The sequence below is a fragment of the Glycomyces sp. NPDC050141 genome (genome assembly GCF_055586545.1).
On sequence record NZ_JBVJHZ010000016.1, the window covers coordinates 88,864 to 111,674 of the forward strand.

At 69.7% G+C, this 22,811-nt stretch carries 18 protein-coding genes and 1 pseudogene; 9 read left to right on the forward strand and 10 right to left on the reverse strand.

The window, feature by feature from the left end:
- The first annotated feature begins 461 nt into the window (after window positions 1-461).
- From ACZ60M_RS12200 to ACZ60M_RS12215, 4 genes are all read left to right on the forward strand, one after another.
- Window positions 462-2,396, forward strand: coding sequence for a potassium transporter Kup (locus tag ACZ60M_RS12200; RefSeq protein WP_465417416.1), 1,935 nt, complete (start codon window positions 462-464; stop codon window positions 2,394-2,396).
- A gap of 141 nt (window positions 2,397-2,537) precedes the next feature.
- Window positions 2,538-4,067, forward strand: a complete 1,530-nt coding sequence (locus ACZ60M_RS12205) for an alpha-N-arabinofuranosidase (RefSeq protein ID WP_465417380.1) — start codon at window positions 2,538-2,540, stop codon at window positions 4,065-4,067.
- The gene (locus ACZ60M_RS12210; protein WP_465417381.1) at window positions 4,064-6,331 is read left to right on the forward strand and encodes an alpha-L-arabinofuranosidase C-terminal domain-containing protein; all 2,268 of its coding nucleotides are present in this window, start codon (window positions 4,064-4,066) and stop codon (window positions 6,329-6,331) included. Before ACZ60M_RS12205 ends, ACZ60M_RS12210 begins: the two co-directional genes overlap by 4 nt.
- A gap of 38 nt (window positions 6,332-6,369) precedes the next feature.
- Window positions 6,370-7,365, forward strand: a complete 996-nt coding sequence (locus ACZ60M_RS12215; RefSeq protein ID WP_465417382.1) for a LacI family DNA-binding transcriptional regulator — start codon at window positions 6,370-6,372, stop codon at window positions 7,363-7,365.
- Between the two features lie 67 nt (window positions 7,366-7,432).
- Here the strand turns inward: ACZ60M_RS12215 and ACZ60M_RS12220 are convergent, their stop codons facing one another.
- Complete coding sequence (locus tag ACZ60M_RS12220; protein WP_465417383.1) at window positions 7,433-7,876, reverse strand: hypothetical protein; 444 nt, start codon at window positions 7,874-7,876, stop codon at window positions 7,433-7,435.
- Between the two features lie 166 nt (window positions 7,877-8,042).
- The gene (locus tag ACZ60M_RS12225; RefSeq protein WP_465417384.1) at window positions 8,043-10,121 is read right to left on the reverse strand and encodes a cellulase family glycosylhydrolase; all 2,079 of its coding nucleotides are present in this window, start codon (window positions 10,119-10,121) and stop codon (window positions 8,043-8,045) included.
- Window positions 10,122-10,413: 292 nt separating this feature from the next.
- Here ACZ60M_RS12225 and ACZ60M_RS12230 point away from each other — a divergent pair, with 292 nt between their 5' ends.
- The gene (locus ACZ60M_RS12230; protein WP_465417386.1) at window positions 10,414-12,015 is read left to right on the forward strand and encodes a carbohydrate-binding protein; all 1,602 of its coding nucleotides are present in this window, start codon (window positions 10,414-10,416) and stop codon (window positions 12,013-12,015) included.
- Window positions 12,016-12,060: 45 nt separating this feature from the next.
- Here the strand turns inward: ACZ60M_RS12230 and ACZ60M_RS12235 are convergent, their stop codons facing one another.
- Window positions 12,061-12,471, reverse strand: coding sequence for a MerR family transcriptional regulator (locus ACZ60M_RS12235; RefSeq protein ID WP_465417388.1), 411 nt, complete (start codon window positions 12,469-12,471; stop codon window positions 12,061-12,063).
- A gap of 49 nt (window positions 12,472-12,520) precedes the next feature.
- On the opposite strand from ACZ60M_RS12235, the gene ACZ60M_RS12240 reads away from it, so the two are divergent.
- Window positions 12,521-13,480: an alpha/beta hydrolase gene (locus ACZ60M_RS12240; protein WP_465417390.1), complete on the forward strand. Its 960-nt coding sequence runs from the start codon at window positions 12,521-12,523 to the stop codon at window positions 13,478-13,480.
- Window positions 13,481-13,496: 16 nt separating this feature from the next.
- Here ACZ60M_RS12240 and ACZ60M_RS12245 read toward each other — a convergent pair.
- The 3 genes and pseudogenes from ACZ60M_RS12245 to ACZ60M_RS12255 form a co-directional block, all read right to left on the reverse strand.
- Window positions 13,497-14,891 (reverse strand): annotated as a pseudogene (locus tag ACZ60M_RS12245) (pectinesterase family protein); the annotation flags it as partial.
- Between the two features lie 162 nt (window positions 14,892-15,053).
- Window positions 15,054-15,914, reverse strand: coding sequence for a twin-arginine translocation signal domain-containing protein (locus ACZ60M_RS12250; RefSeq protein ID WP_465417392.1), 861 nt, complete (start codon window positions 15,912-15,914; stop codon window positions 15,054-15,056).
- A gap of 130 nt (window positions 15,915-16,044) precedes the next feature.
- The gene (locus ACZ60M_RS12255; RefSeq protein WP_465417394.1) at window positions 16,045-16,629 is read right to left on the reverse strand and encodes a TetR/AcrR family transcriptional regulator; all 585 of its coding nucleotides are present in this window, start codon (window positions 16,627-16,629) and stop codon (window positions 16,045-16,047) included.
- Window positions 16,630-16,711: 82 nt separating this feature from the next.
- Between ACZ60M_RS12255 and ACZ60M_RS12260 the strand changes: the two genes are divergently transcribed.
- Window positions 16,712-17,149, forward strand: a complete 438-nt coding sequence (locus ACZ60M_RS12260) for a nuclear transport factor 2 family protein (RefSeq protein ID WP_465417395.1) — start codon at window positions 16,712-16,714, stop codon at window positions 17,147-17,149.
- Here the strand turns inward: ACZ60M_RS12260 and ACZ60M_RS12265 are convergent.
- The 4 genes from ACZ60M_RS12265 to ACZ60M_RS12280 form a co-directional block, all read right to left on the reverse strand.
- Window positions 17,146-18,012: an ATP-grasp domain-containing protein gene (locus ACZ60M_RS12265; protein WP_465417397.1), complete on the reverse strand. Its 867-nt coding sequence runs from the start codon at window positions 18,010-18,012 to the stop codon at window positions 17,146-17,148. The genes ACZ60M_RS12260 and ACZ60M_RS12265 overlap by 4 nt on opposite strands.
- Window positions 18,013-18,070: 58 nt before the next feature.
- Window positions 18,071-19,342: an MFS transporter gene (locus ACZ60M_RS12270; RefSeq protein WP_465417399.1), complete on the reverse strand. Its 1,272-nt coding sequence runs from the start codon at window positions 19,340-19,342 to the stop codon at window positions 18,071-18,073.
- On the reverse strand, window positions 19,339-20,733 hold the full coding sequence (locus ACZ60M_RS12275) for a GH1 family beta-glucosidase (RefSeq protein ID WP_465417401.1): 1,395 nt from the start codon (window positions 20,731-20,733) through the stop codon (window positions 19,339-19,341). Before ACZ60M_RS12275 ends, ACZ60M_RS12270 begins: the two co-directional genes overlap by 4 nt.
- 77 nt (window positions 20,734-20,810) lie before the next feature.
- Complete coding sequence (locus tag ACZ60M_RS12280) at window positions 20,811-21,572, reverse strand: helix-turn-helix domain-containing protein (protein ID WP_465417403.1); 762 nt, start codon at window positions 21,570-21,572, stop codon at window positions 20,811-20,813.
- Window positions 21,573-21,642: 70 nt separating this feature from the next.
- Between ACZ60M_RS12280 and ACZ60M_RS12285 the strand changes: the two genes are divergently transcribed.
- Window positions 21,643-22,455 (forward strand): phytanoyl-CoA dioxygenase family protein, encoded by an 813-nt coding sequence (locus ACZ60M_RS12285; protein ID WP_465417405.1) that lies wholly within the window; start codon window positions 21,643-21,645, stop codon window positions 22,453-22,455.
- A complete protein-coding gene (locus ACZ60M_RS12290) occupies window positions 22,455-22,715 on the forward strand; it encodes a hypothetical protein (RefSeq protein ID WP_465417407.1) in 261 nt (86 codons plus the stop codon). The genes ACZ60M_RS12285 and ACZ60M_RS12290 overlap by 1 nt, the downstream gene beginning before the upstream one ends.
- Window positions 22,716-22,811 lie beyond the last annotated feature (96 nt).

Sequence of the window (22,811 nt, forward strand, 5' to 3'; positions counted from 1 at the left end):
CCCCCCCCCCCCCCCCCCCCCCCCCCCCCCCCCCCCCCCCCGCCCCCCCCCCCCCCCCCCCCCCCCCCCCCCCCCCCCCCCCCCCCCCCCCCGTTACTGCCGGGCCGGGACCTGCGTGCGCTCTGGCCCGAGCGCGGCCCCGACGAGAAGGTGTCGCTGTCGCGGCGCGCGGGCGAGGGGCTGGCGGTGCTCCATGCGGTGCCGTCGCCGCCGATCGGCCCGGCCGACTGGGGCCCGGGACTTCGACGGGCGCGCCGAATGCTGGTTCGGGATCTGAGTACGCAGCGCAGGCCCGCCGTCAACGGGTTGTAGGGATCGCAGCCGCTCGCGTCAAGAAAACGTATGGATTCGCGATCATCGATCACGAAACGGGTTTTCCCTGGTTTGCCGGACTACGATCCTGCAGCGAAAGGAGCACACCCTTGACCGCTCAGACCAGTGCAGACACCGCCGACCCGGGGCTGGAGTCGCACTCCGACCGCCCGCGCACCCCCACCCCCCGGGGGACCGCGAAGCTCGCCCTCCTCGTAGGCGCCCTCGGCGTCGTCTACGGCGACATCGGCACCAGCCCGATCTACGCCCTCCAGACGATCTTCAACCCCGCCGACCCGCACCCGGTGCCCACGAACATCGCGAACGTCTACGGCGTGATCTCGCTGATCTTCTGGTCGCTCGTGCTCATCGTGACGGTCTTCTACGTCGGCCTCGTGATGCGCCTGGACAACGACGGCGAGGGCGGCATCATGGCCCTCATCACGCTGATCCGCCGCCACAGCCAGGGCCGGGGCCGCAAGGCCGGGCTCGCGCTCGCCGCGCTCGGCATCTTCGGCGCGGCGCTGTTCCTCGGCGACAGCATGATCACGCCCGCGATCTCGGTGCTCTCGGCCGTCGAAGGCATCAAGACGGTCAACCCCGACCTCGAGACGTTCATCATCCCGGCCACGGTCGCGATCATCGTGCTGCTGTTCGCGTTCCAGCGCAAGGGCACCGCCGTCATCGGCAAGTTCTTCGGGCCCATCATGATCGTGTGGTTCACCGTCCTCGCGGTGCTCGGCATCGGCGGCATCGCCAGCAACCCCGAGATCCTCCGGGCCCTCTCCCCCGTGTACGCGGTCGACTTCCTGTTCGGCCACTTCGGCATCGCGTTCTTCGCGCTCGCCGCGGTCATCCTGACGTTCACCGGCGCCGAAGCGCTGTACGCGGACATGGGTCACTTCGGGCGCAAGCCGATCTCACGCGCGTGGCTGTTCATGGTCTTCCCGGCGCTGCTGCTCAACTACATGGGCCAGGGCGCGCTCATCCTGGAGGACACCGGGAACATCCAGGGCTCGTTCTTCCTGCTCGCCCCCGAGTGGTCGCGCATTCCGCTGCTGGTCCTGACGGGCATGGCCACGGTGATCGCCTCGCAGGCCGTCATCAGCGGCGCGTACTCAGTGGCCTCGCAGGCCTCGGAGCTGGGCTACCTGCCGCGCCTGCGCGTCGCGCACACCTCGGAGCACCACTACGGCCAGATCTACGTGCCGTGGATCAACTGGCTGCTCATGGTCTCGGTCCTGATCCTGGTGTTCGCCTTCCAGACCTCTGAGGCGCTGGCGTTCGCCTACGGCATGGCCGTGATCGGGACGATCGTCATTGTCACCGTGCTGTTCCTGTACTTCGCGCGCGTCCGCTGGGGCACGCCGAGGTGGGTGCTGTGGACCGGCGGCGGCATGCTGCTGGCGCTCAACGTGACCTTCCTGGCCGCGAGCAGCACCAAGATCATCCACGGCGCGTGGCTGCCGCTGCTCATCGGCGTCACCGCGTTCACCGTGATGATCACGTGGCAGCGCGGCCGGGAGGTCGTCTCGGCCGAGCGCGAGCGCCGCGAGGGGCCGCTGCGGGAATTCGTCGACAAGATGCGCCGCGGCGAGCCGAAGGCCGCCCAGGTGCCGGGCACCGGCGTGTACCTCGGCCGGGGCAACGCGACCGCGCCGCTGGCGCTGCGGGCCGCTTTGGAGCTCAACCACGCCCGGTACGCGCAGACCGTGGTGCTCGCGGTCCAGACCGAGCCGGTGCCGCGCGTCCCGGACGACGAGCGCATCATCGTCGACGACCTCGGGAACTGCCAGGACTCGGTCATCCACGTGACCGCCCGCTTCGGCTACGCCGAGACCCCCGACGTGCCGCGCGCGCTGAGCCTGGTGCGCCCCGAGCAGTCCGAGGGCCGCAAACTCCGCCTGGACAAGGCCGTGTACTTCCTGTCCACGATCCAGCTGAAGGCCGGGACGGAACCGACGATGGCGACCTGGCGCAAGCACCTGTTCATCGCCACCTCGCACATCACCTCGGACGCGGCCGAGCACTTCCAGCTGCCGAGGGACCGCACCATCATCGTCGGCTCCCACATCGAGGTCTGACCTCGCCGGTACTGCACGGCCCGGGCGGAAACGCCCGGGCCGTTCTGCGTCCGGGGCTTGACACGGCGGGTACGGGACCGGGTAGAGTGAACCGCGCTTTACCGATAAACACCATGTGCTCTACCGCCAGGAAGGCCCCTAATGAGCAACGACGCCGTTTCCGCCGTCATCAACGTCGACATCGAAGGCCCCCAGATCAGCAAGCACGTGTACGGCCACTTCGCCGAGCACCTGGGCCGCTGCATCTACGGCGGGTTCTACGTCGGCGAGGACTCCGACATCCCCAACGAGGGCGGCATCCGCCTCGACGTCGTCGAAGCCCTCCGGGCCCTCGACATCCCCAACCTGCGCTGGCCCGGCGGCTGCTTCGCCGACGAGTACCACTGGATGGACGGCATCGGCCCCAAAGAGGACCGCGCCGCCATGATCAACACCCACTGGGGCGGGGTCGAGGAGAACAACCACTTCGGCACCCACGAGTTCATGGCCCTGTGCGAGCTGCTCGAGACCGAGCCGTACATCTCCGGCAACGTCGGCTCCGGCACCGTCCGCGAGATGAGCGAGTGGGTCGAGTACCTCACCCGCGACGGCGACTCCCCCATGGTCCGCCTGCGCAAGCAGAACGGCCGCGAAGAGCCGTGGAAGGTCAAGTTCTGGGGCCTGGGCAACGAGACCTGGGGCTGCGGCGGCAACATGACCGCCGAGCAGTACGCGCTCGACGCCCGCAAGTACGCCACCTACTGCCGCGACTACGGCGACAACAAGCTCTACCGCATCGCCGCCGGGGCCGCCGACTTCAACTTCGAGTGGACCAAGACGCTCATGGAGCAGCTGAGCCACATCGGCTGCCAGCGCGTCGAGCGCAAGCTCTACTCCGCCGTCTCCGTGCACTACTACACGATCGCGGGCACCTGGGACAAGAAGGGCGACGCGAAGGACTTCTCGACCGACGAGTACTACACGACGATGCTCAAGGCCAACCGCACCGACGAGCTCCTCACGGGCCACGCCAACGTCATGGACCTGTACGACCCGACCAAGGAGATCGGGATCGTGCTGGACGAGTGGGGCACCTGGTGGGACGTCGAGCCCGGCACCAACCCCGGGTTCCTGTACCAGCAGAACACGATGCGCGACGCGCTCGTGGCGAGCCTCCACTTCGACATCTTCCACAAGCACGCCGACCGGCTCGTGATGGCCAACATCGCGCAGACGGTGAACGTCCTCCAGGCGATGATCCTCACCGACCCCGACTCGGGCGCGCTGGTGCTCACCCCGACCTACCACGTGTTCCAGATGAACAAGGGCCACCAGGACGCCGCGAGCCTGCGCGTGGACGCCCCGAAGGGCCTCCCGGTCCGCGAGGTCGACGGCAAGGAGCTGCCGACGGTGTCGGTCTCCGCTTCCCGCAAGGACGGCCGCCTGCTCGTCTCGCTGTCGAACCTGGACGCCGAGGCCGCACAGGACGTCGAGATCGACCTGCGCGGCGGCGGCCTGGGCGCGTACGAGGCGCTGATCCTCACCGCCGACACGCTGCAGTCGCACAACACGCCTGAGGCGCTCGAGGCCGTGGCGCCGCGCGCGCACGAGGGCGTGAAGCTCGAGGGCTCGAAGCTGCGCGTGCACCTGCCCGCGCACTCGTTCGTCACCGTGAGCGGCGACCTCGCGTGAGCGAGCGCTTCACCGTCCGCGTCGGCGCCGCTGGCGCCGACGCGGCCCCCGAACTGTGGGGCCTGTTCATCGAGGACCTGAACGACGCCCTCGACGGCGGACTCAACGCCGAGCTGGTCCGCAACGGCGACTTCGAGTTCAACGAGGCCGACAGGGCCGGTTGGAACGCGCTCACCGGGTGGACCGCCACGGGCGGTGTCGAAGTACGCCAGGACGACCCGGTGCACGAGAACAACGCGCAGCACGTGCGCCTCACCGGCCCGGCGGGCCTGGAGAACGAGGGCTGGGACGAGGTCGGCCTGGTCGAGGGCGACCGGCTCAGGCTGTCGTGTTTCGCGCGGGCGCACGGCGAGTCGGTCGTGCTGGGGTTCGGTGTCGGCGACCTCGCCGGAGCGGACGCCGAGGTGGCGCCCGGCGGGTGGCGGCTGATCGAGGTCGATCTGGTCGCGGTGCGCGGCGGCCGGGCCCGGCTGCATGTCGGCATCGCGGCGGGTGCCGTGGACCTGGACTGCGTCTCGCTGCGGCCCCTCGGGCCTGACGGCGAGCCGCTGACGTTCCGTCCCGATCTCCTTGCGGCGCTGCAGGACCTGAAGCCGAGTTTCATCCGCTTCCCCGGCGGGTGCGTGGCGCACGGGCTGGGCCTGGAGAACCTGTACCACTGGAAGCGCACGATCGGGCCGCGCCACGAGCGCGAGCAGATCCGCAACCTGTGGGGCTACCACCAGTCGCGCCAGATCGGGTACGTCGAATACTTCGAGCTGTGCGCGGCCACGGGCGCGACGCCGGTCCCGATCGTCGCGGCGGGCGTGTGCTGCCAGAACACCCCGGGCGGCGGCGCGCCGATCCCCGAGGCCGAGATGGGCCAGTACGTTCAGGACGTGCTCGACCTGGTCGAGTTCGCCAACGGCGGCACCGACACGGTGTGGGGCGCGAAGCGGGCCGAGCTGGGGCACCCGGAGCCGTTCGGGCTCAAGTACCTCGGCATCGGCAACGAGGACCAGATCACCGACGCGTTCCGGGACCGGTACGCCCGCATCGAGGACGCGGTGCGCGCCGCGTACCCCGAGCTCGCGGTCATCGGCACGAGCGGGCCGCAGCCCGCCGGGCCCGACTACGAGGCCGGGTGGGCGTACGCGCGCGAGCGCGGCACCCCGGTCGTCGACGAGCACGGGTACCAGATCCCGCGCTGGTTCCACCAGAACATCGACCGGTACGAGGCGTACGACCCGGACGGCGCGAAGGTCTACATCGGCGAGTACGCGGCCCGGTCGAACAAGGTGCGCTCGGCGCTGGCCGAGGCGGCGTACATGATCGGGCTCGAACGGCGTCCTGAAGTGGTGCGGCTCGCTTCGTATGCGCCGCTGCTGGCGCGCGTGGGGCACACGCAGTGGGAGCCGGACCTGATCTACTTCACCGCCGACGAGGTGCGGCCGAGCGCGTCGTACTACGTGCAGCGCGGTTTCGGCGCCGAGCGGGGCGAACGGGTCCACGCGGTCGAACTCGAAGGGGTGCAGCCGGTTCCGGTGGCGATCCCGCGCGAGGGCACGGCGCTGCTGCAGTCGCGTGGGGCGACCGTCCAGTTCACTGACGTGGTGCTCGACGGGAACCCGGTGCCCGAGGTGGTCACCGGGCCTGACGGCGAGGGCGTGCTGCTGGGCCGGATCGACCCGGCCGCGGCCGAGCTGTCGTTCGCGGCCGAGCGCCGGGACGGCACCGAGGGGTTCGTGGTGCGGCTCGGTCCCGAAGCGCCGCAGAGCTTCATCGAAGTGCAGCTCGGGGCGTGGCAGAACAAGTCGACCTCGGTGACGCGCAGCGACGACGGGATCGGCGAGAACGACCACGGGCCGCTGCCGTGGAAGGGCGTGCAGACCGGCGAACCGGTGCTCGTGCGTATCAAGCTCGACGGGCCGCGCGTGCGCGTGTGGGTCGACGGCGAGCTGCGGCACGACTACGAGCAGGACCTGCGGCCCGAGCAGCGGGTCGTCGCCGGGGCGCTCTCGCGCGCGGGCGAGCGCGGCACCGAGTACGTGCTGCGGCTGGTCAACGCCACCGACACGGCGCGCACGGCTGCGGTGGAACTGCCTGCGGCGGGTACGGTCGCGGCGTCGGTGACCGTGATGGCGGGCGCCGGTCCCGACGAGGGCGTGCCCGGCGAGGCCTCGCCTGCAGCCCTTGCGGACGTGGAAGTGAGCGGCGAGGGCGGTTTCGACCTGGAGCTGCCGCCGTGGTCCTTCGCGACGGGCGTAGTCCGTCCCGTCGGATGATGGGAGGATAGTGCGGCAGATGAGAGGCGGTACCTGACATGGTGACGATGAGCGACGTGGCGCGGCTGGCCGGGGTCTCCAAGATGACCGTGTCCAACGTGGTCAACAACCGGCCCGGGGTGAGCGACCCCGTGCGCCGGCGCGTGCTCGAAGCCGTCCAGCAGTCCGGGTACCGCCTCAACGTCAACGCCCGCACGCTGAAGGCCGGGCGCACCGGGGTGATCGGCCTCGCGGTGCCCGGCGTCGACCAGCCTTACTTCGGGATGCTCGGCGTGCACGTCATCGAGGCGGCGCGCGCCAAGGGCTTCCATGTGGCGATCGAGCAGACCGACGCGGCCGAGGAGGGCGAGGCGGACGCGATCGCGCAGTCGCACCGGCTGCAGTTCGACGGCCTCATCCTCAGCGCGGTGATCCTCGACCCGCGCGAGCAGGCCAACACGTGGGCGGACTTCCCGATCGTGATGCTCGGCGAGCGCGACTTCGGGCAGACCATCGACCACGTGGGCATGGACAACGAGGCCGGTTCGCGCGCGGCGACCGAGCACCTCATCGCTCAAGGCTGCACCCGGATCGCGAACGTCACCGGCTGGAGCCTCGAAGGCGTGCACGTGGGATCAAGGCGCCACCGGGGCTACACGGAGGCGCTGCGGGCGGCCGGGATGACGGTGGACCCTACCCTCGTCTGCTTGTCCGGCATGGGCATGGAGACCGGGCGCCGGGCCGTGCACGACCTGCACGAGGCGGGCGTCGAGTTCGACGGCGTCGTCGCGATCACCGACACGGTGGCGCAGGGCGTGCTGCGCGGCCTGGCCGACCTCGGCCTGCGCTGCCCCGAGGACGTCCGCGTCATCGGCTTCGACGACATCCCCGTCTCGGAGTTCCTGGCGCCGTCGCTGTCCAGCGTGGCCCCCGACCACCGGTGGATGGCCGAGAAGGCCGTGGAGCTCATCGCCAAGCGCCTGGAGGACCCGAACCGGCCCCCCGAGGAGCACACGGCCCCGTTCGAACTCAAGATCCGCGAATCGACGCGGTGAGTCCTGTGCAGCCCTGGCCCCCAACGCCAGGGCTGCTCCGAACCGCTCGGCGGCTCAGTGCAGTCGGCTAGGCCGTGATGTTCCCGCTGTAGTCGTGCCACTTGTAAGTGCCGCTGTTCGAGGCCCAGATGTGGATGCGGTACGTGGCGCCTTCGGCGACGTTCGAGTCGCAGACGGTCATGCCGCCCGCGGAGTTGCTGGTGCTCGTGTCGTCGAAGCAGACCGGGCCCGTGTTCTTCCAGTACCAGTACCCGGCCGGGTCGAGGGTGAGGGTCTGGAGCTGGGCGCGGGTGCCCCAGCCGTCGGCCCGGAAGTCCAGGAGCGCCAGGTTCTCGCCCGAGCTGGAGCTCTCGGCGCGGCCGCCGTTGTAGATGACGTTCGGGTCCTTCCAGAACGCGGTGCCGCTGCTGGCGGCCTGGGCGGCGCTGGGAGCCATCCCGAACCCGACGAGGGCGGCGGCGGCGAGCACCGTGCAGGCGCGGGCGACGAACTTAGAAGAGCGGACAGACATGCATTCTCCTTTGTGAACAGCCGGAGCCGTTGTGGACGTTTGGGATCGTCAGATGTCTATACGCTGATTGAAGAGGAACGGTTGCACCGCTCCCACGATAATTCTGCGTGACCGGATGCGAACGGCCCCAGCGCGATGCGCTGGGGCCGTTCCACTATGTGTCAGGTCAGGTGAGCGAGCCGGTGACGTTGCCGCCGGACTCGGTCACGTAGTAAGTGACGGTCTTCCCGCTCCAGAAGTGGAACGTCAGGGTGACCTTCTGGCCGTCGTTCACGTCGGTCCAGAACGCCTGCGGGAGCGCGACCGTACCGGCCGTGTAGTCCGGGCTGAACGCGCGGGCGAACTCCTTGTAGGAGGTCCAGTTCTGCGGACCGGCGGCCGTGCCGTCCGCGTACTTCGCCTCCATCGTGGCCAGCTGGTCGCCGTTGAACTGGGTCGGGATCGCGAACGTTCCGGTCGCGCCGGTCGCGGCCGACATCGTCGGCTGGTCGTAGGAGATGACGCTGATGCGCCACGGCGCACCCTGCGAGAACACGGCGGTCAGGTTCGCCTTGACGCCGTACGCGCGGTCGCCGAGCAGCGTGGTGAGCCTGCTCGCCTTGATCGTGAGGGTGTTGCCCGAGATGGTGTAGTCGGTGCCCTGCACGAGGTTGGTGGTGCCGAGGCGCAGCGCCTGGAACGTGGTGCCGTTCGGGTTCAGCGTGAGCGACACGTCCGCCACGGTGCCCGACTTCGCCACGTACACCTGGTCCGTGGAGGCCGTGCCCGAGCGCGTGGTCCAGCTGGACTTGAGCATCGTGAACAGCTCGGGGTCCTTCCACTGGAACGTCGTCCGGTTGAAGTGCTGGCCATTGTCCCACAGCTGCATGGTGATGCCCTTCTGGCGCGCGAAGTAACCCGCGTACTCGAAGAACTTCAGCTTCTCGCCCTGCTCCACGGTGCCGGTGTGGGCGTCGAAGCCCAGCAGGCCGTACTCGCCCATGATCACCGGGATGCCGTTGGCGATGAACTCGTTGTAGGCCCGGTTGAAGTAGCCCTCCAGGTCGGCCTGGACCTCGGCGTTGAACTTCGTGTAGCCCGCGATGTTCACGCTGAACGGCCAGAAGCCGTAGTAGTGGATGGTCGCGGCCAGGTTCTCGTCGTTCAGCGCGTCGATCGTGGCGCTCAGCGCGTCCAGGCGGCCCTGGTCGGCGTTGGTGTGGAGCGTCGGCAGGACCAGGACGCGGGTGGCGTTGCCGCCGCCCGTGCCGCGCACGATCCCGTGGAACTGGGTGTTCAGGTCGTCCAGGAGGCCGTAGGCGGTGGCGTCGTCGACGTTCGCGAACTGCGGCTCGTTGACGCTCTCGAACAGGAGCTCGGGCGGGGCGTCGCGGAAGCGGGTCGCGAGCTCGGTCCAGATCGCCTCGTAGCGGTCCTCGACCACGGTGCGGTTGGTGTTCATGGCCGACATCCAGATCCACGAGTCGTGGTGGATGTTGATGAGCACGTACAGGTCCGCGTCGAGCGCCCAGTTCACGACCTCTTCGACCCGGTCGAGGTAGGCGTCCTCGACGGCGTAGGGCGCGGTCTTGGACTGGTGGTTGTCCCACGTGACGGGGATGCGGATGCTGTTGTACCCCTGGGCGGCCACGTTCTGGATGAGCGACTGGGTGATGCGCGGGTTGCCCCACGCGGTCTCGTCGGCGCCCACGGCGTCGAGCGAGTTGCCGAGGTTCCAGCCCGGCTCCATCGCGGCCACGGTCTCCATGGCCGTCAGGCCGCCGGTGGGCGGCGGGGTGGTCGTGGGCTGCGTGGTGGGCGAGGTCGTGGGCTGGCCGACGCCGCCGTCGCAGACGACGCCGTTGAGCTTGAACTGCGCGGGCACGCCGTTCGCGCCGGACCAGGAGCCGTTGAAGCCGAACGAGACCGAGCCGTTGGTGGCGATCTTGGCGTTGTAGTCCACGTTCGTCGCGGTGTAGGTGTCACCGGAGTTCGCGGTGGTCGCGCCCCAGGCCTGGGTGATGCGCTGGCCGTTGGGGAACGTCCACACCAGGTCCCATTTGTTCACGGGCGTACCGAGGTTGGTGATCGCGACGTTGCCGGTGAAGCCGCCGGGCCACTCGCTGGCGACCTTGTACTCGACCTTGCAGCCTTCGGCCGCGTAGGCGACCGAGGGCATGAGCACGCCGAGCCCGGCCGCCATGGTGGCGACCGCCATCACCACCAGGGTGATCCATCTGCGGGTACGTCGTTTGACGCCTTGCATGGCACTCCTTAAGTCCGCGTTGACTTGCCGGGGGTCGAACGAGGAGACCTATCGAACATCCTCGATACCAGATTAAGTTTAGTGACCCAACTTTGTCAATCGCTCCCAGGAGGCGGTTTCGCGCGGACCACCCCGAACGGGAGCGCGAATGTCCGATTTGCACCCTTGACAGAGGAAAGCCTTTTCCTTACGCTCGTGGCAACCGGTTGATTCATACATTTCCATGTATTACTCACCGGCCCTGGGGCCCTCTCACCCCCAGTGCGACAACGTAGTTGCGAAGGGAAGCAACATGTCTCGTCGAAGAAACGTGCGCACCGCGCTCGTGGCCGGGTTCGCCGGCATCATCGCCACCGCGGCCACCCTGGTCGCGATGAACTCCGCCTCCGCGGCGCCCATACGCTACGAGGCCGAAACCTCGCCCGCCACGTGCTCCGGCACGATCGACTCCAACAACGCCGGGTTCTCCGGAACCGGCTTCTGCAACACCCCCAACGCGACGGGGGCGACGGCCCAGTTCACGGTGAACGCGGCCAGCGCGGGCACCGCCACCCTTGGCATCCGGTACGCCAACGGCACCACCGCCACCCGCCCCGCCGACATCACCGTCAACGGCTCGGTCGCCCAGTCCGCCAGCGCGTTCGGCGGCACGGGCGCGTGGACGACCTGGTCCACGAAGACCCTCACGGTGCCCGTGAACGCGGGCAGCAACACGATCCGCCTCACGGCCACGAGCGCCGACGGCCTCGCCAACATCGACTACCTCGACTTCGAGGTCACCGGCGGCGGCACCACGACCCCGCCGCCCACCAGCGGCGCGATCTACGTGGCGCCGGGCGGCACGGACTCGGCCGCGGGCACCGAGGCGGCCCCGACCACCCTCGCCACGGCGCTGAGCCGGGTGAACGCGGGCGGGACCATCTACATGCGAGGGGGCACGTACAACTACTCCTCGACCGTGGTCATCGACCAGGACTCGGGCTCGTCGAGCGCGCGTACGACGCTCGCGGCGTACCCGGGCGAGAAGCCGGTGCTGAACTTCTCGGCGCAGGCCGAGGCGTCGGCGAACCGCGGCCTGGCGCTGTACGCGAACTACTGGCACCTCAAGGGGCTGACGGTGGAGCGGGCCGGTGACAACGGCATCTTCGTGAGCGGCAGCAACAACATCCTGGAGCGCACGCTCACGCGCTACAACCGCGACAGCGGCGTCCAGCTCTCGCGCCAGTCGTCGACGAGCACCACGGCGTCGTGGCCGGCGAACAACCTGATCATCAGCGCGGAGTCGCACGACAACGCGGACGCCGACGGCGAGGACGCGGACGGCTTCGCGGCGAAGCTGACCGTGGGTTCGGGCAACATCTTCCGGTACGCGGTGGCGCACAACAACGCCGACGACGGCTGGGACCTGTACACGTACTCCGATTACGACCCGATCGGGACGGTGCGGATCGAGGACTCGCTGTCGTACCGCAACGGCACCCTCACCAACGGGACGGTCTACTCCAACGGCGACCGCAACGGCTACAAGCTGGGCGGCGAGGACGTGCCGATCAACCACACGGTGGTGCGGAGCATCGCGTTCGACAACGGGCAGCACGGGTTCACGTACAACTCGAACCCGGGTGCGATGACGATCTCGAACAACCTGAGCATCGACAGCACTGAGCGGAACTTCCAGTTCAGCGCCGGCTCGCACGTGTTCCGCAACAACACCTCGTGCTTCTTCAGCGGCGGCACGAACGACAGCATCTCGGGGAACTCGGACAGCTCGAACCAGTTCTGGTCGGGCTCGAACGGCTCCCGCTGCGCGAACTACTCGGGCGCCCTCGCCTGGTCGTTCGACTCCACGGGCAAGCTCGTGGTGACCTTGGGCGGCAGGGTGGTGACGCTCTAACTCCCGCATGAAAGCGGCCCGTCCGGGGTTCCGGACGGGCCGCTTTCATGTCGCGGGGGCGTCGCCTGCAGTGCGGGCGACGGCGAAGGGGCGTTTGAATTCGGGGCATTCGACGAGGGACGGGTGGGTGCAGGCGGCGGCGTGGCCGAGGCTGTCGCGCATGCGGGTGAGGCGGTCGATGTCCTCGTCGATCTGGCGGGCCCGGCGGGCCAGGTGCTCGCGCAGTTCGGTGTCGTCGGGTGTGGACTTGAGGAAGCGCTCGATCTGGGCGAGGGTGAAGCCGATGGAGCGGGCGCAGCGGATCAGCTCGAGCCGGTCGAGGGTCTCGGTGGCGAAGGTGCGGCGGATGCCGTTGCGGCCGTTGGATTCGATGAGGCCGCGCCGTTCGTAGAAGCGCAGTGCCGAGGGGGCGAGGGCGGCCCGTTCGGCGACTTCGGCGATGTCGAGTTGATCCATGTCACTGCTCCCTTGACTTGAAGCGTGGTTCAAGTCGGAGCATAGACCCATGACAGCGAACGAACGCCACTCAGGTCAACCGAATCCTCAGGTCCACTCGTATCTGGAGCGCATCGCCAAGGGCGGCTTCGGCGATCTCCACACGTTCACGCCCGAGCAGGGCCGCGAGGGCACGCGCCGCCAGATCCCGCTGCTGGCGGAACCCGAACCGGTCGCCGAGGTCCGCGACCTCGAGATCCCGGGGCCGGACGGCAGCCTGCGGGTCAGAATCTATGAGCCCCTTGGCGAGACGCCCGGTCCGCTGCCGATCACCATGTACTTCCACGGCGGCGGGTTCGTGGTCGGCGACCTCGACACGCACGACGGGCTGTGCCGCAGCCTCGCCAACGGAGCGGAGACCCTGGTCGTGTCGGTCGAGTACCCGCTCGCCCCCGAGCACCCGTTCCCGGCGGCCCCCGAGGCGAGCTACGCCGCCACGTGCTGGGCGGCCGAGAACGCCGCGTCGATCGGCGGCGACCCTTCGCGGATCGCCGTCGCGGGCGACAGCGCCGGGGGGAACCTCGCCGCGGTGGTCGCGCTGCTGGCGAAGGAGCGGGGCGGGCCGGACCTGGCCTTTCAGCTGCTGATCTATCCGGACCTCGACTTCCGCAGGATCAACTGGAGCATCCGGGAGTACGCAGGGCTGCACGGCAACGTCTCGCGCGCGGCGCAGTCCTGGTTCATGGACCACTATGTGCCCGATGTGGAGGCGCGGCTCGACCCGCTGGTCTCGCCGCTGCTCGCGCCCGACCTCACCGGGCTGCCGGAGGCGCTGGTGGTCACCGCGGAGTTCGACGCGCTGCGCGATGAGGGCGAGGACTACGCGCAGCGGCTCGCCGCCGCCGGAGTGCCGGCGGTGACCGCCCGCTACCCGGGGATGATCCACGAGTTCCTCCGCCACCGCTTCGACGACAGCGAGCGGGCCCGGCAGGATGCCGCTGCGGCGCTGAAGAAGGCGCTCTACAAGTAGGAACGGCGTCGCCGCCGGGGCCGGTGTTCTGGTACTCGCGCAGGCGCGCGTCCTCCCAGGCGAGGCCGGACATGTCCGACCACGGCTCGGCGGTGCGGATGTGGGCGCCCATGACGGTCTGGCGGTAGAGGACCTGGCCGCGCGCGGTGGTCGAGCCGCCTGCGGGCCACGGGCGGCCGAGGTACACGGAGTTGGCGGGCGCGTTGCTGGTCAGCGTGCACTCGGTGAAGAGCATCCCGTACTGGTTGGTGATCTCGGTGCTCGGCGCGACGATGTAGCCGTTGTTGGTGGTCGAGCCGCGGTTGAGCGAGTGGATCTGGCACCCGTCGAACACGGCGGTGCCGCGCCCGAAGATGAAGTCGACGTCGCCCTCCACATAGCAGTCGTGGTAGTACTGCCGCGAGACCGTTGTGGCCGAGGCGGAGTCAGTCAGAAGGGTGTCCTGGTTGCCGAGGAACCGCACGTTGTCGAAGACCATGCGGTCGCCCTGGACCTTGACGGCCACGGCCTGGCTCTGGCCGTTCGCGGCCTCGTCGTAGGAGTTGGCGAACGTCAGGTCCTCGGCGGTGAAGTTCGCGCCCTGGAGGAGGACGCTGGCGCTGCCGCTGGTCCCCCACGTGCCGCCGCTGCCGTTGCTGCAGCCGGCGCAGCGGTTCTCGTGGATGACGACGTCGGCCGCGTTGCCGGTGGCGCCGATGAAGGTGATGCCGGTCTTGGAGGAGGGCACGGTCACGGCGCCTTTGTAGGTGCCCTTCTTGATGAGGATGGTCGAGCCGGACGGCGCGGCGTTCACGGCCGCCTGCACGGTCGTGTGGGTGCCGGTGCCGTCAAGGGCCACAACGTAGTCGGCGTCGATGTCGCCTTCGGCGGGGTTGAGCTCCCACTGCTGGTTGGTGGCGCCGGTGGGCGTGTACTGGGAAATGCGCCCGCCTTGCGCGGTCGACCATTCCCAGACGTCGAGGGCCTTGCCCGAGGCGCGGTTGATGAAGGTCGCGTAGCCGCCGCTCTCGGTCACGGTCCACTGCTGGTTGGTGGAGCCGCCGTCGCCCCACTGCTGGATCGTGGCGCCGTCGGCGCTGCTCGCGCCCGCGACGTCGAGGACCATCCCCGAGTGTCGCACCTGGATCTTGTAGTAGCCGCCGCCTGCGTCGACGAAGCGGAACTGCTGGTCGTAGGAGCCGTTGCTGGCCCACTGGACGAGTTCGGCGCCGCTGGCGGTCGAGGCGGCGCGGATGCCCATCACCAGGCCCGAGTGCCGGGACTCGATGTTGTACCAGACACCGGTCTCGACCGCGTGCGCGCTGGTGGTGACGAAGAAGCTCCCGGCCGCGGCGATGACGCCGCCCAGGACGACGGCGAGCAATGCCGCCAGGCGCCTGCGCCGCGGGCGGCCTTCGATTGGTTGAGACATGAGCACTCCAAAGGAGAGCCGGACCGCTGAGACATGCCGGGAGTTCCCCCAGCAATCCGGGCATTTATGTTTGTCAATGAAAAGTCTAGGGCAATCGCTTCCCAAAGCCAACCCTCGCGAACGGACCCGGCCCTGCTGGATCAGGTCCGTTCTCCTTGCAGGTCAGCCGTTGTTGGTGCGGCCGACGTAGACGTTGCGGGCCTTGTAGTACGTGTCGCCGGTCGGACCGCCGGAGCCCGAGGCGCCCTCCATCTGGAGGTTGATGATCACGTTCATCGGCTTGCCCACGAAGTTCGATCCGGTATGGGCGCCCTTCCAGGAGCCGTCGAGGTAGTAGTGGATCTGCACGTCGGCGCCGGAGGTCTTGGTCATCCAGATCCGGTACTCGTGCCAGCTGCCGGGCGAGGCGACGGTGACGATGGTGTTGTCCCAGCCGCCGTCGTAGGTGTTGAACCAGTTCCGGTTGTCGCCCTTGTACTCCAGGATGTCGCTCTCGGGCGGCCAGGAGTTCGCGCCGGTGATCCAGAAGGCCGGCCAGGTGCCGCGCGCGGACGGGGCCTGGAACTCGCCGCGCACCTCCCAGTTCGGGAACTGGTCGTTGACGAGCACCTGGTTCTTGGCGTGGATCGCGGCCGAGTGGTAGTGGATGGGCAGGTAGGGGTCCTTGCTGCTGGCGCCCTCGTCCCAGGTGATGCGGGTGGCCTTGAGGTTGAGGACGCCCGCGGGCGAGAGGTAGCAGTGGTTGCTGTCCGTTGAGGACGCGTACATCCGGGCGGTGCCGTTGTGGTCCGATCCCCAGGGGTACAGGTAGTTCCACTCGGATTCGAGGGCGGCGCGGCTCGCGAAGGAGTTGCCGTCGATGAGGGTCTCCCAGGCGGCGGCGCCGATCTGCCGCGCGGCCGCGTCGGCCGCCCGTGCCGGGTCGGGGACGAGGAGCGGGGCCGTGGCGGCCGCTGCGGCGGCGGCCGCGATCCGTTTGAGGGCCGTGCGTCGGGAGCTGCCTGGTCGCGGTTGGTTCGTCATGGTGACCGCCTTCGCGTCGTCGCGTGCCGACGCGACCGCCGGAGAAATGCGGCCACATCGAACATTTTCAATATATGTTGCACATCGGACGCACGGTTGTCAACGCCTTCCAACGCGGTAACGGCTGCCGTCAGGACGCCTTGGGGCGCAGGCCTTCGCAGAGGAGGTCGAGGGCGCGGCCGCGCAGCGCCCCGTCCCAGTCGGCGGCGACGGCCTCCTGGCACAAAGCCGCAAGCAGCGGGATGAGTTCGTCGGACCGCAGGTCCGCGCGGACGGCGCCGCCGTCGCGGGCGCGGTCGAGGAGGATGTCCACGGAGGGCCGCAGGCGTTCGAGGGCGTCGGCGACGCGGACCTGGACGCCGGTCTCGGCGAGGCGCGCGAAGATCGCCCGCTGGGAGGCCCCGGCCTCCATGATGAGGGCGCAGAAGGCGAAGAGGGCGTTCGGATCCTGGTCGCGGACCATCGCGTCGGCCTTGCCGACGAGCCGGTCGAGCAGGTTCATTACCACGGCTTTGAGCAGGTCGGGCTTGGTCGGGAAGTGCCGGAAGACCGTGCCGATCGCGACCCCGGCGCGCGCGGCGACCGCGTCGGTCGCGGCGGACGCGCCCTGCTCGGCGAACACCGCCTCGGCCGCTTCCAGAATCCGCGCCCGGTTGCGGCGGGCATCGGCTCGCACCGGTCGTTCACCGCTGGGCGGCAAGCCGTCTCGGCCCATCCGGAATCCTCCTTGCCAAAGTGAGTCGGACTCACTATATTCGAAATCGAGTCCCACTCAGCTTACTTCGAGAGGCACGACCATGACCAACGCAAGCCCGCTCGACGTCTACCGCCGGATGCAGGAGGCGGTCCTCCGCGAGGAGGGCGCGACGCTGCTGCCCGCCGAGCTCCTCGCCGAGGACCTGGTCGTCGAGACCCCGTTCTCCCCGCCGGGAATGCGCCACTACGAAGGCCGCGACGCGTGGCTCGAGTTCTACGCGGCCAGGGCCCTGCCGATCCGCTTCCAGGCGTTCCGCGAGATCACGACCCTCGAAACCGCCGACCCTGAAGTCCTCGTGGTCGAGTACGAACTTGAAGGAGTCGTCACCACCACCGGCGTCGCCGCCTCGGCAACGTTCATCGCGGTCCTGCGCGTCCGCGACGGCGAGATCCTCCACTGGCGCGAATACCAGGACGTCATGGCCATCACCCAGGCCCTGAGCCTCCAACCGGAAGACCTCGGCACCGCCGCGAGTTAGGCGAGCGCCCGGAGCAGGGACGCGGGGTCGGCGCTCCGGGGGAAGTCGCTGACCCCGCCGTCGCCCACCTCGACGACCCGCCAGACGCCGTCGGCGCGCTGCGCCAGGTCAGTGGTGACGAACGGGCACCCCAGGGCCGCAACGGCTTCCGCGACTCCCGTGAGGTCGGGCTCGACCACGATGTCCGGCTGGTCGGGGTGCGGGCCGACCGCGACCGGCTCGCCCCGGACCCACCAGACGCGGGCCTCGGCCGCCCGGCCGCCCGGACCGGTGAGCGCCTCGAAGGCCCGCACGACCAGACCGCCCGCCAGGTCCGCGCCCTGTCGCTCGATGAAGCACTCGGCGGTCCTGCGCAGCGCGGCCGCGTCGGCGAGGTCATCGACGAAGAACGCCTCCGGTTCGCCCTTGCGGGACTTCACGTAGTCCTTGACCATCCCCGGCCCGCCCGGCAGCTCCCCCGCCACTGCGGCCAGCGCTTCCACCGAGGGGATCTCACTCGGCCGCAGCAGAAGCCAGCGGCTCGCCGGGGTCAGCTCGGCAAAGGTTCCGTACCAGCCAGGCAGTTCATGTGCGGTGCGGTACTGCTCGGGCGAGGTCGCGAGGTCGACGCCGCGTTCGGCCAGCGCGCGGTGCAGCGCCGTGTACTGGTCACCGGTCGTCATCCAGCCCCGGTACCAGGCCGTGCCGAGTCCTTTGGGGACGCGGGCGGCGGCCCGGTCGGGCTCGCCTCGGGTGAGGGCGTCGTGGTCGATCAGCGCGACCCGGGCGCCGAGCGCGGCGGCCAGTTCCGCTTCGGCGGCGTAGTGCTCGTCGGGGCGGCGGGGGTCGAGCATGTCGGCGCAGTACAGGAGGGCGGCGGTCATGCCGGGATGCTAACCGCCCCCGGCGAACCCGTGTGCCCGATGAGCACACTGCCTCGGATTAGCGGACGGATTTGATGGGCCACACCAGGATGCCGCCGAGGATCGTGACGATCGCGCTCAGGGCGTACAGCGCGGTGTAGCCGCCGAGGCCTGCCACGATCGGGGCGGCGAGGGCCGGGCCGAGGACTTGCGGTGCGGTCGAGGCGATGTTGATGATGCCGAGGTCTTTGGCGCGGTCGGAGGCGGCCGGGAGGACCTGGGTGATGAGGGCCTGGTCGACAGAGAGGTAGATGCCGAAGCCCGCGCCCATGATCGCGGCGGCGGCGATCGCGGCGGGCCAGGTGTGCCAGAACGTCAGGATCAGCGCCGCGATCGTGATGACCACTGAGGACACGACGACGAGCGGTTTGCGGCGGCCGGTCCGGTCGGAGAGCACGCCGCCCGCGACGGCCGTGGCGATGACCCCGCCGGTGTAGAGGAGCGTGAGGATCAGGACGCCTTCGTCGGCGCTGTGCCCGGGGAAGATCTCCTCGTAGTGCACGGCGTCCTGCAGGAAGAACAGCAGGTAGAGCGTGCCGGTGGCGTTGCCGAGCATGACGAGGAAGCGCGTGGACCAGGCCCACGCGAAGTCGGGGTGGGCGCGGGGCGAGACCCAGAATGTGGCCAGGAGGGCGCGCCAGTCGAGCGGCGGCCGGGCGGCGCGCGGCAGGGGCGGGTCCGGTGTGGACAGGATGAACGGGAGCGCCATCGCCAAGGCGGCCAGGCCGATCACGAGGTAGCCCGTGGGGATGTCGGTGACGAGCATGGTCACGATGACCGCGCCCACGACGAGGCCGAGGGCTTGCGGGAAGCCGATCCAGCCGGAGACGACGGCCCGCTGTCGCACGGGCACGTGGTCGGGGATGCCCGCGTTGAGGCTGGCGTACCCGGCGTTGAGGGCGGCTTGGGCGAGGCACCAGCACAGGAGCACGCCGAGGACGGTGGTCTGGAGGCCGAGGAGCCATAGGCCGGCCGCGCCGACGGCGATGCCGCCGAGGGTCCACGGGTGGCGGCGGCCGAAGCGGCCGGTAGTGCGGTCGGAGAGGGCCCCGGCGAGGGGGTTGGCGACGACGGCTACGAGCGCGCCGACGCCGGTGACGAGGCCGAACGCGGCGACCTTGCCGTCCTCGTCGATCTCGGCGAGCTGGAGGGGCAGGAGCACCTGGATCGGGGTGAAGAAGGCCATGTAGAGGCCGAGCATCGCGGTGGTGATGCCGCCGATCCAGACTTTGCCGACGTTGCGTTCGGGTTCGGCGAGGGCGGCGGGAGGGGCTTCGGGGGCGGTCGTCATCGGCGGTCAGCGCTCTGCCCCTGCATCGCTCCGCTGCGCTGCGCGATGTGCGCGCGGTACCAGGCGAAGGAGGCCTTCGGGGTGCGGTCCTGGGTCTCGGGGTCCACATGCACGAGTCCGAAGCGCTGGTGGAAGCCTTCGGCCCACTCGAAGTTGTCGAGGAGGCTCCAGACGAGGTAGCCGCGCACGTCGGCGCCGAGCTCGATCGCGGCGTCTACGGCTTTCACGTGGGCCGCAAGGTAGTCGATGCGGTCCTGGTCGGGGATCGAGCCGTCGGCGGCGGGCGGGACGGTGTAGGAGCAGCCGTTCTCGGTGACCCACAGGGGCGGCAGGTCGGTGCCGTAGTCCTCGGTGAGCTCCACAAGGGTCTGTGTAAGGCCCGAGGGGATGACGGGCCAGCCGAAGTCGGTGGTCTTGACGTGGTCGAACTCCACGATGTCGAAGGGCAGCGGCGACTCGGGCGGGGCGGCGGCGAGGCGGGTCGGGTTGTAGTAGTTGACGCCGAGGCCGTCGAGGGGCTGCGCGATGGCGTCGAGGTCGCCGTCTTCGACGAACGGGAGCGACTCGAGGCCGAGGGCCGAGAGGTCCGGGTAGCGGCCGAGCAGGACCGGGTCGGTGAACAGGCGCCGGTGGAGGAGGTCGTAGGCCGCCGAGGCGTGGAGGTCGTCCTCGTTGCCGCTGAAGGGGACCGCTGGCGTGTAGCTGTTGGTGAGCATCACGAAGGGGGCGCCCGCCGCGCGCAGGGCGCTGGTGGCGAGGCCGTGGCCGAGGAGCTGGTGGTGGGCGGCGGGGAGCGCGTCGAGCAGGAGGGTGTGCCCGGGGGCGTGCTGGCCGAGCGCGTAGCCGAGGGCCATGTGCTCGAACGGCTCATTGAGGGTGATCCAGTGGCGCACGCGGTCGCCGAGGTGTTCGGCGCAGAGAGCGGCGTACTCGGCGAAGCGGGCGGCGGTGTCGCGGTGGAGCCAGCCGCCAGCGCCTTCAAAGGCACTGTCAAAGGCGTTGTCTTCGAGGGGCTGCGGGAGGTCCCAGTGGTAGAGGGTGGCCATCGGGGTGATCCCGGCGTCGAGGAGGCCGTCGACGAGGCGTTCGTAGAAGTCGAGTCCGGCCTTGTTGACGGGGCCGGTGCCGCCGGGCTGCACGCGCGGCCAACTGATGGAGAAGCGGTAGACGTCGATGCCGAGGTCGCGCATGAGGGCGATGTCCTCGGGGTAGCGGCGGTAGTGGTCGCAGGCGGTGGCGGCGGTGTGGCCGTCGCGGATCTTCCCGGGCGTGGCCGTGTAGGTGTCCCAGACGGACGGCCCGCGCCCGTCCGCATCGACGGCGCCTTCGATCTGGAAGGCCGAAGTGGCCACCCCCCAAGCGAAGTCGGGCAGACGCGGCGTTGCGGCCACAGGCACCTCCGGGCGTGACGTGAGTTACTTTTCGCGAATCTACCAGTCAGGTGACCCGCCGGTAACCCCTCGTCCGCTCAGAGTTTCCGGGCGGCCTCGCGCAGCGCGCGCGGCGAGGCCCCGAGCTCGCGGCGGCAGGCCTTGTTGAACGCCTGGAGGTCTGCGATCCCCACCGCCGCCGCGACGGCCGGGATCGACAGCGTCGACTCCAGGAGCAGGTGCCGGGCCCGTTCGAGGCGGCGGCGCCGGATGTGGGCGACGACGGTGGTGCCGGTGGCGTCGCGGAAGAGGCGCGTCAGGTGGTTGTGGGACAGACCGACCGCGGCCGCGATCTCGGGGACCGTGATCGGCGCGGGCAGGTGCTCCTCGATGTACGCGAGCGCCTTCCCTTGGTGCCCTTCGGCTCCCGGGCCCGGCGCGAGCTGCGTGAACCGCCACAGGAGGGCCCAGGCCTCGGCGTTCGCGCGGGCCGGGGACTCGGCGATGACGGCCTGCCGGAACATCTCGGCCAGCGCGGGCGCGGCGGCGCCGGCGTCCTGCACGACCCGCACCTCGTGCGGGGCGCCCCGGTCGGAAAGGCGCACGTGGAGGTGGAGGTTCGGGGAGCGGCCCTGGTACCGGAAGACGACCTCCGTGGCCGCCGGGATGAGGCTCACGTACCCGGGCTTGAGCGGGTGGACGGTGCCGCCGAGTTCGATCTCGCCTTCGTAGTCGTGCAGGTGGACCTGCCACAGGTCGGGCAGGAGGAAGCGCTCCTCGGCTACTTTCTGGCCGTGGATGCCGACCCCGGCGGTGACGACCCCGGGGGGCTCGTCGAGGTGGAGCTGGACGGTTCGCATGGTGAAAACCAACCACTAGTCGGTGATTACAGCCCATTACATCAGGCAGAATAGTCCTTAGATTAGTCGCATGACAACCACCAAGCATCTTCTGACCTCGGTCGAGATGGCGCGGTTCGTCGCCAACGGTTTCCACCGGATGGACGCGATCGTGCCGCCCGACCTCAACGAGCGGGCCATCCCCGAGTTCGACGCCGGGCAGCAGCCGCACGTCGAGTACGGGACCCCGCTGAAGGAGGCGTTCCCCGAGGGCTCGATCTCGCGGGCGCTCCTGGACATCCCGGCGGTCGCGGGGGCGCTCCAGAGCCTCGTCGGGGCCGACCCCACGGTCGACCACCACCATGTCCACGTGCGCGAGCCGCATGAGGGCAGTGCCCAGCCGCTGCACGGGGACGCGATCATCGACACGCGCATCGACGCGTTCGACGTGCAGCTCATGTACTACCCGCAGGAGGTCACCGGCACGATGGGCGGCACCCTGTCCGTGCCGGGCTCGCATCTGCGCCGCACCAACGAGTCCGACACGGGCCGGTACCAGAACCTGCTGGGCCAGACCCGGCTCACGTGCCCGCCGGGCACGGTTGTGCTGCTGCACCACGGGATCTGGCACGGCGGTCGGCGCAACGACTCCGACATCCGCCGGTACATGTACAAGATCCGGTTCAACCCGACGGTGCCGCAGGTGCGGACCTGGGACATGTCCGATCTGGACGATCAGGAGGTGTCGCGCGCGCTGTCGGTCTTCCACCCCTGGTGCGAGCACGCGACGGGCCGCCTGGAGATCTACAACCGCATCAAGATGTGGCGCGCGCTCACCAACAACCCCTCGTTCGATGTCGAGTACTGGGCGACCCGCGTCGCCAACCGCCCCGGGAGGGTCTGATGAAGCAGCAAGTCCTCGTCCTCTACTTGGACAACTCCGCGCTCGACGCCCCGGTGAAGGCCTGGGCGTTCTATGACGGCACCGGGAAGACGAACCCGACCACGGGCGACAGCGACCTGCCGCCGTACGACTCCGGCACGGAGGCGCTGCGGGACGGGTGGCGGCTGTTCCAGGCCTCGCAGCTGATCCCGCCGTACCCGGGGCACGAGTACGACACGTCGTTCCTCAAGCACGAGTTCTGGTTCGAGAAGCTGGAATAGGAGACGGGACCGGGGGGGGGGGGGGGGGGGGGGGGGGGGGGGTCGCGGGGGGGGGGGTAACGAGGAGAGGGGGGGGGGGGGGGTGGATGGCGCGCC

Excerpts from the sequence above, each read along its gene's own strand:
- ACZ60M_RS12205 (WP_465417380.1), top strand. The coding sequence starts at position 2,538 with ATGAGCAACGACGCCGTTTCCGCCGTCATCAACGTCGACATCGAAGGC.
- ACZ60M_RS12215 (WP_465417382.1), top strand. The coding sequence starts at position 6,370 with ATGGTGACGATGAGCGACGTGGCGCGGCTGGCCGGGGTCTCCAAGATG.
- ACZ60M_RS12220 (WP_465417383.1), bottom strand. The coding sequence starts at position 7,876 with ATGTCTGTCCGCTCTTCTAAGTTCGTCGCCCGCGCCTGCACGGTGCTC.
- ACZ60M_RS12225 (WP_465417384.1), bottom strand. The coding sequence starts at position 10,121 with ATGCAAGGCGTCAAACGACGTACCCGCAGATGGATCACCCTGGTGGTG.
- ACZ60M_RS12230 (WP_465417386.1), top strand. The coding sequence starts at position 10,414 with ATGTCTCGTCGAAGAAACGTGCGCACCGCGCTCGTGGCCGGGTTCGCC.
- ACZ60M_RS12235 (WP_465417388.1), bottom strand. The coding sequence starts at position 12,471 with ATGGATCAACTCGACATCGCCGAAGTCGCCGAACGGGCCGCCCTCGCC.
- ACZ60M_RS12240 (WP_465417390.1), top strand. The coding sequence starts at position 12,521 with ATGACAGCGAACGAACGCCACTCAGGTCAACCGAATCCTCAGGTCCAC.
- ACZ60M_RS12250 (WP_465417392.1), bottom strand. The coding sequence starts at position 15,914 with ATGACGAACCAACCGCGACCAGGCAGCTCCCGACGCACGGCCCTCAAA.
- ACZ60M_RS12255 (WP_465417394.1), bottom strand. The coding sequence starts at position 16,629 with ATGGGCCGAGACGGCTTGCCGCCCAGCGGTGAACGACCGGTGCGAGCC.
- ACZ60M_RS12260 (WP_465417395.1), top strand. The coding sequence starts at position 16,712 with ATGACCAACGCAAGCCCGCTCGACGTCTACCGCCGGATGCAGGAGGCG.
- ACZ60M_RS12265 (WP_465417397.1), bottom strand. The coding sequence starts at position 18,012 with ATGACCGCCGCCCTCCTGTACTGCGCCGACATGCTCGACCCCCGCCGC.
- ACZ60M_RS12270 (WP_465417399.1), bottom strand. The coding sequence starts at position 19,342 with ATGACGACCGCCCCCGAAGCCCCTCCCGCCGCCCTCGCCGAACCCGAA.
- ACZ60M_RS12280 (WP_465417403.1), bottom strand. The coding sequence starts at position 21,572 with ATGCGAACCGTCCAGCTCCACCTCGACGAGCCCCCCGGGGTCGTCACC.
- ACZ60M_RS12285 (WP_465417405.1), top strand. The coding sequence starts at position 21,643 with ATGACAACCACCAAGCATCTTCTGACCTCGGTCGAGATGGCGCGGTTC.
- ACZ60M_RS12290 (WP_465417407.1), top strand. The coding sequence starts at position 22,455 with ATGAAGCAGCAAGTCCTCGTCCTCTACTTGGACAACTCCGCGCTCGAC.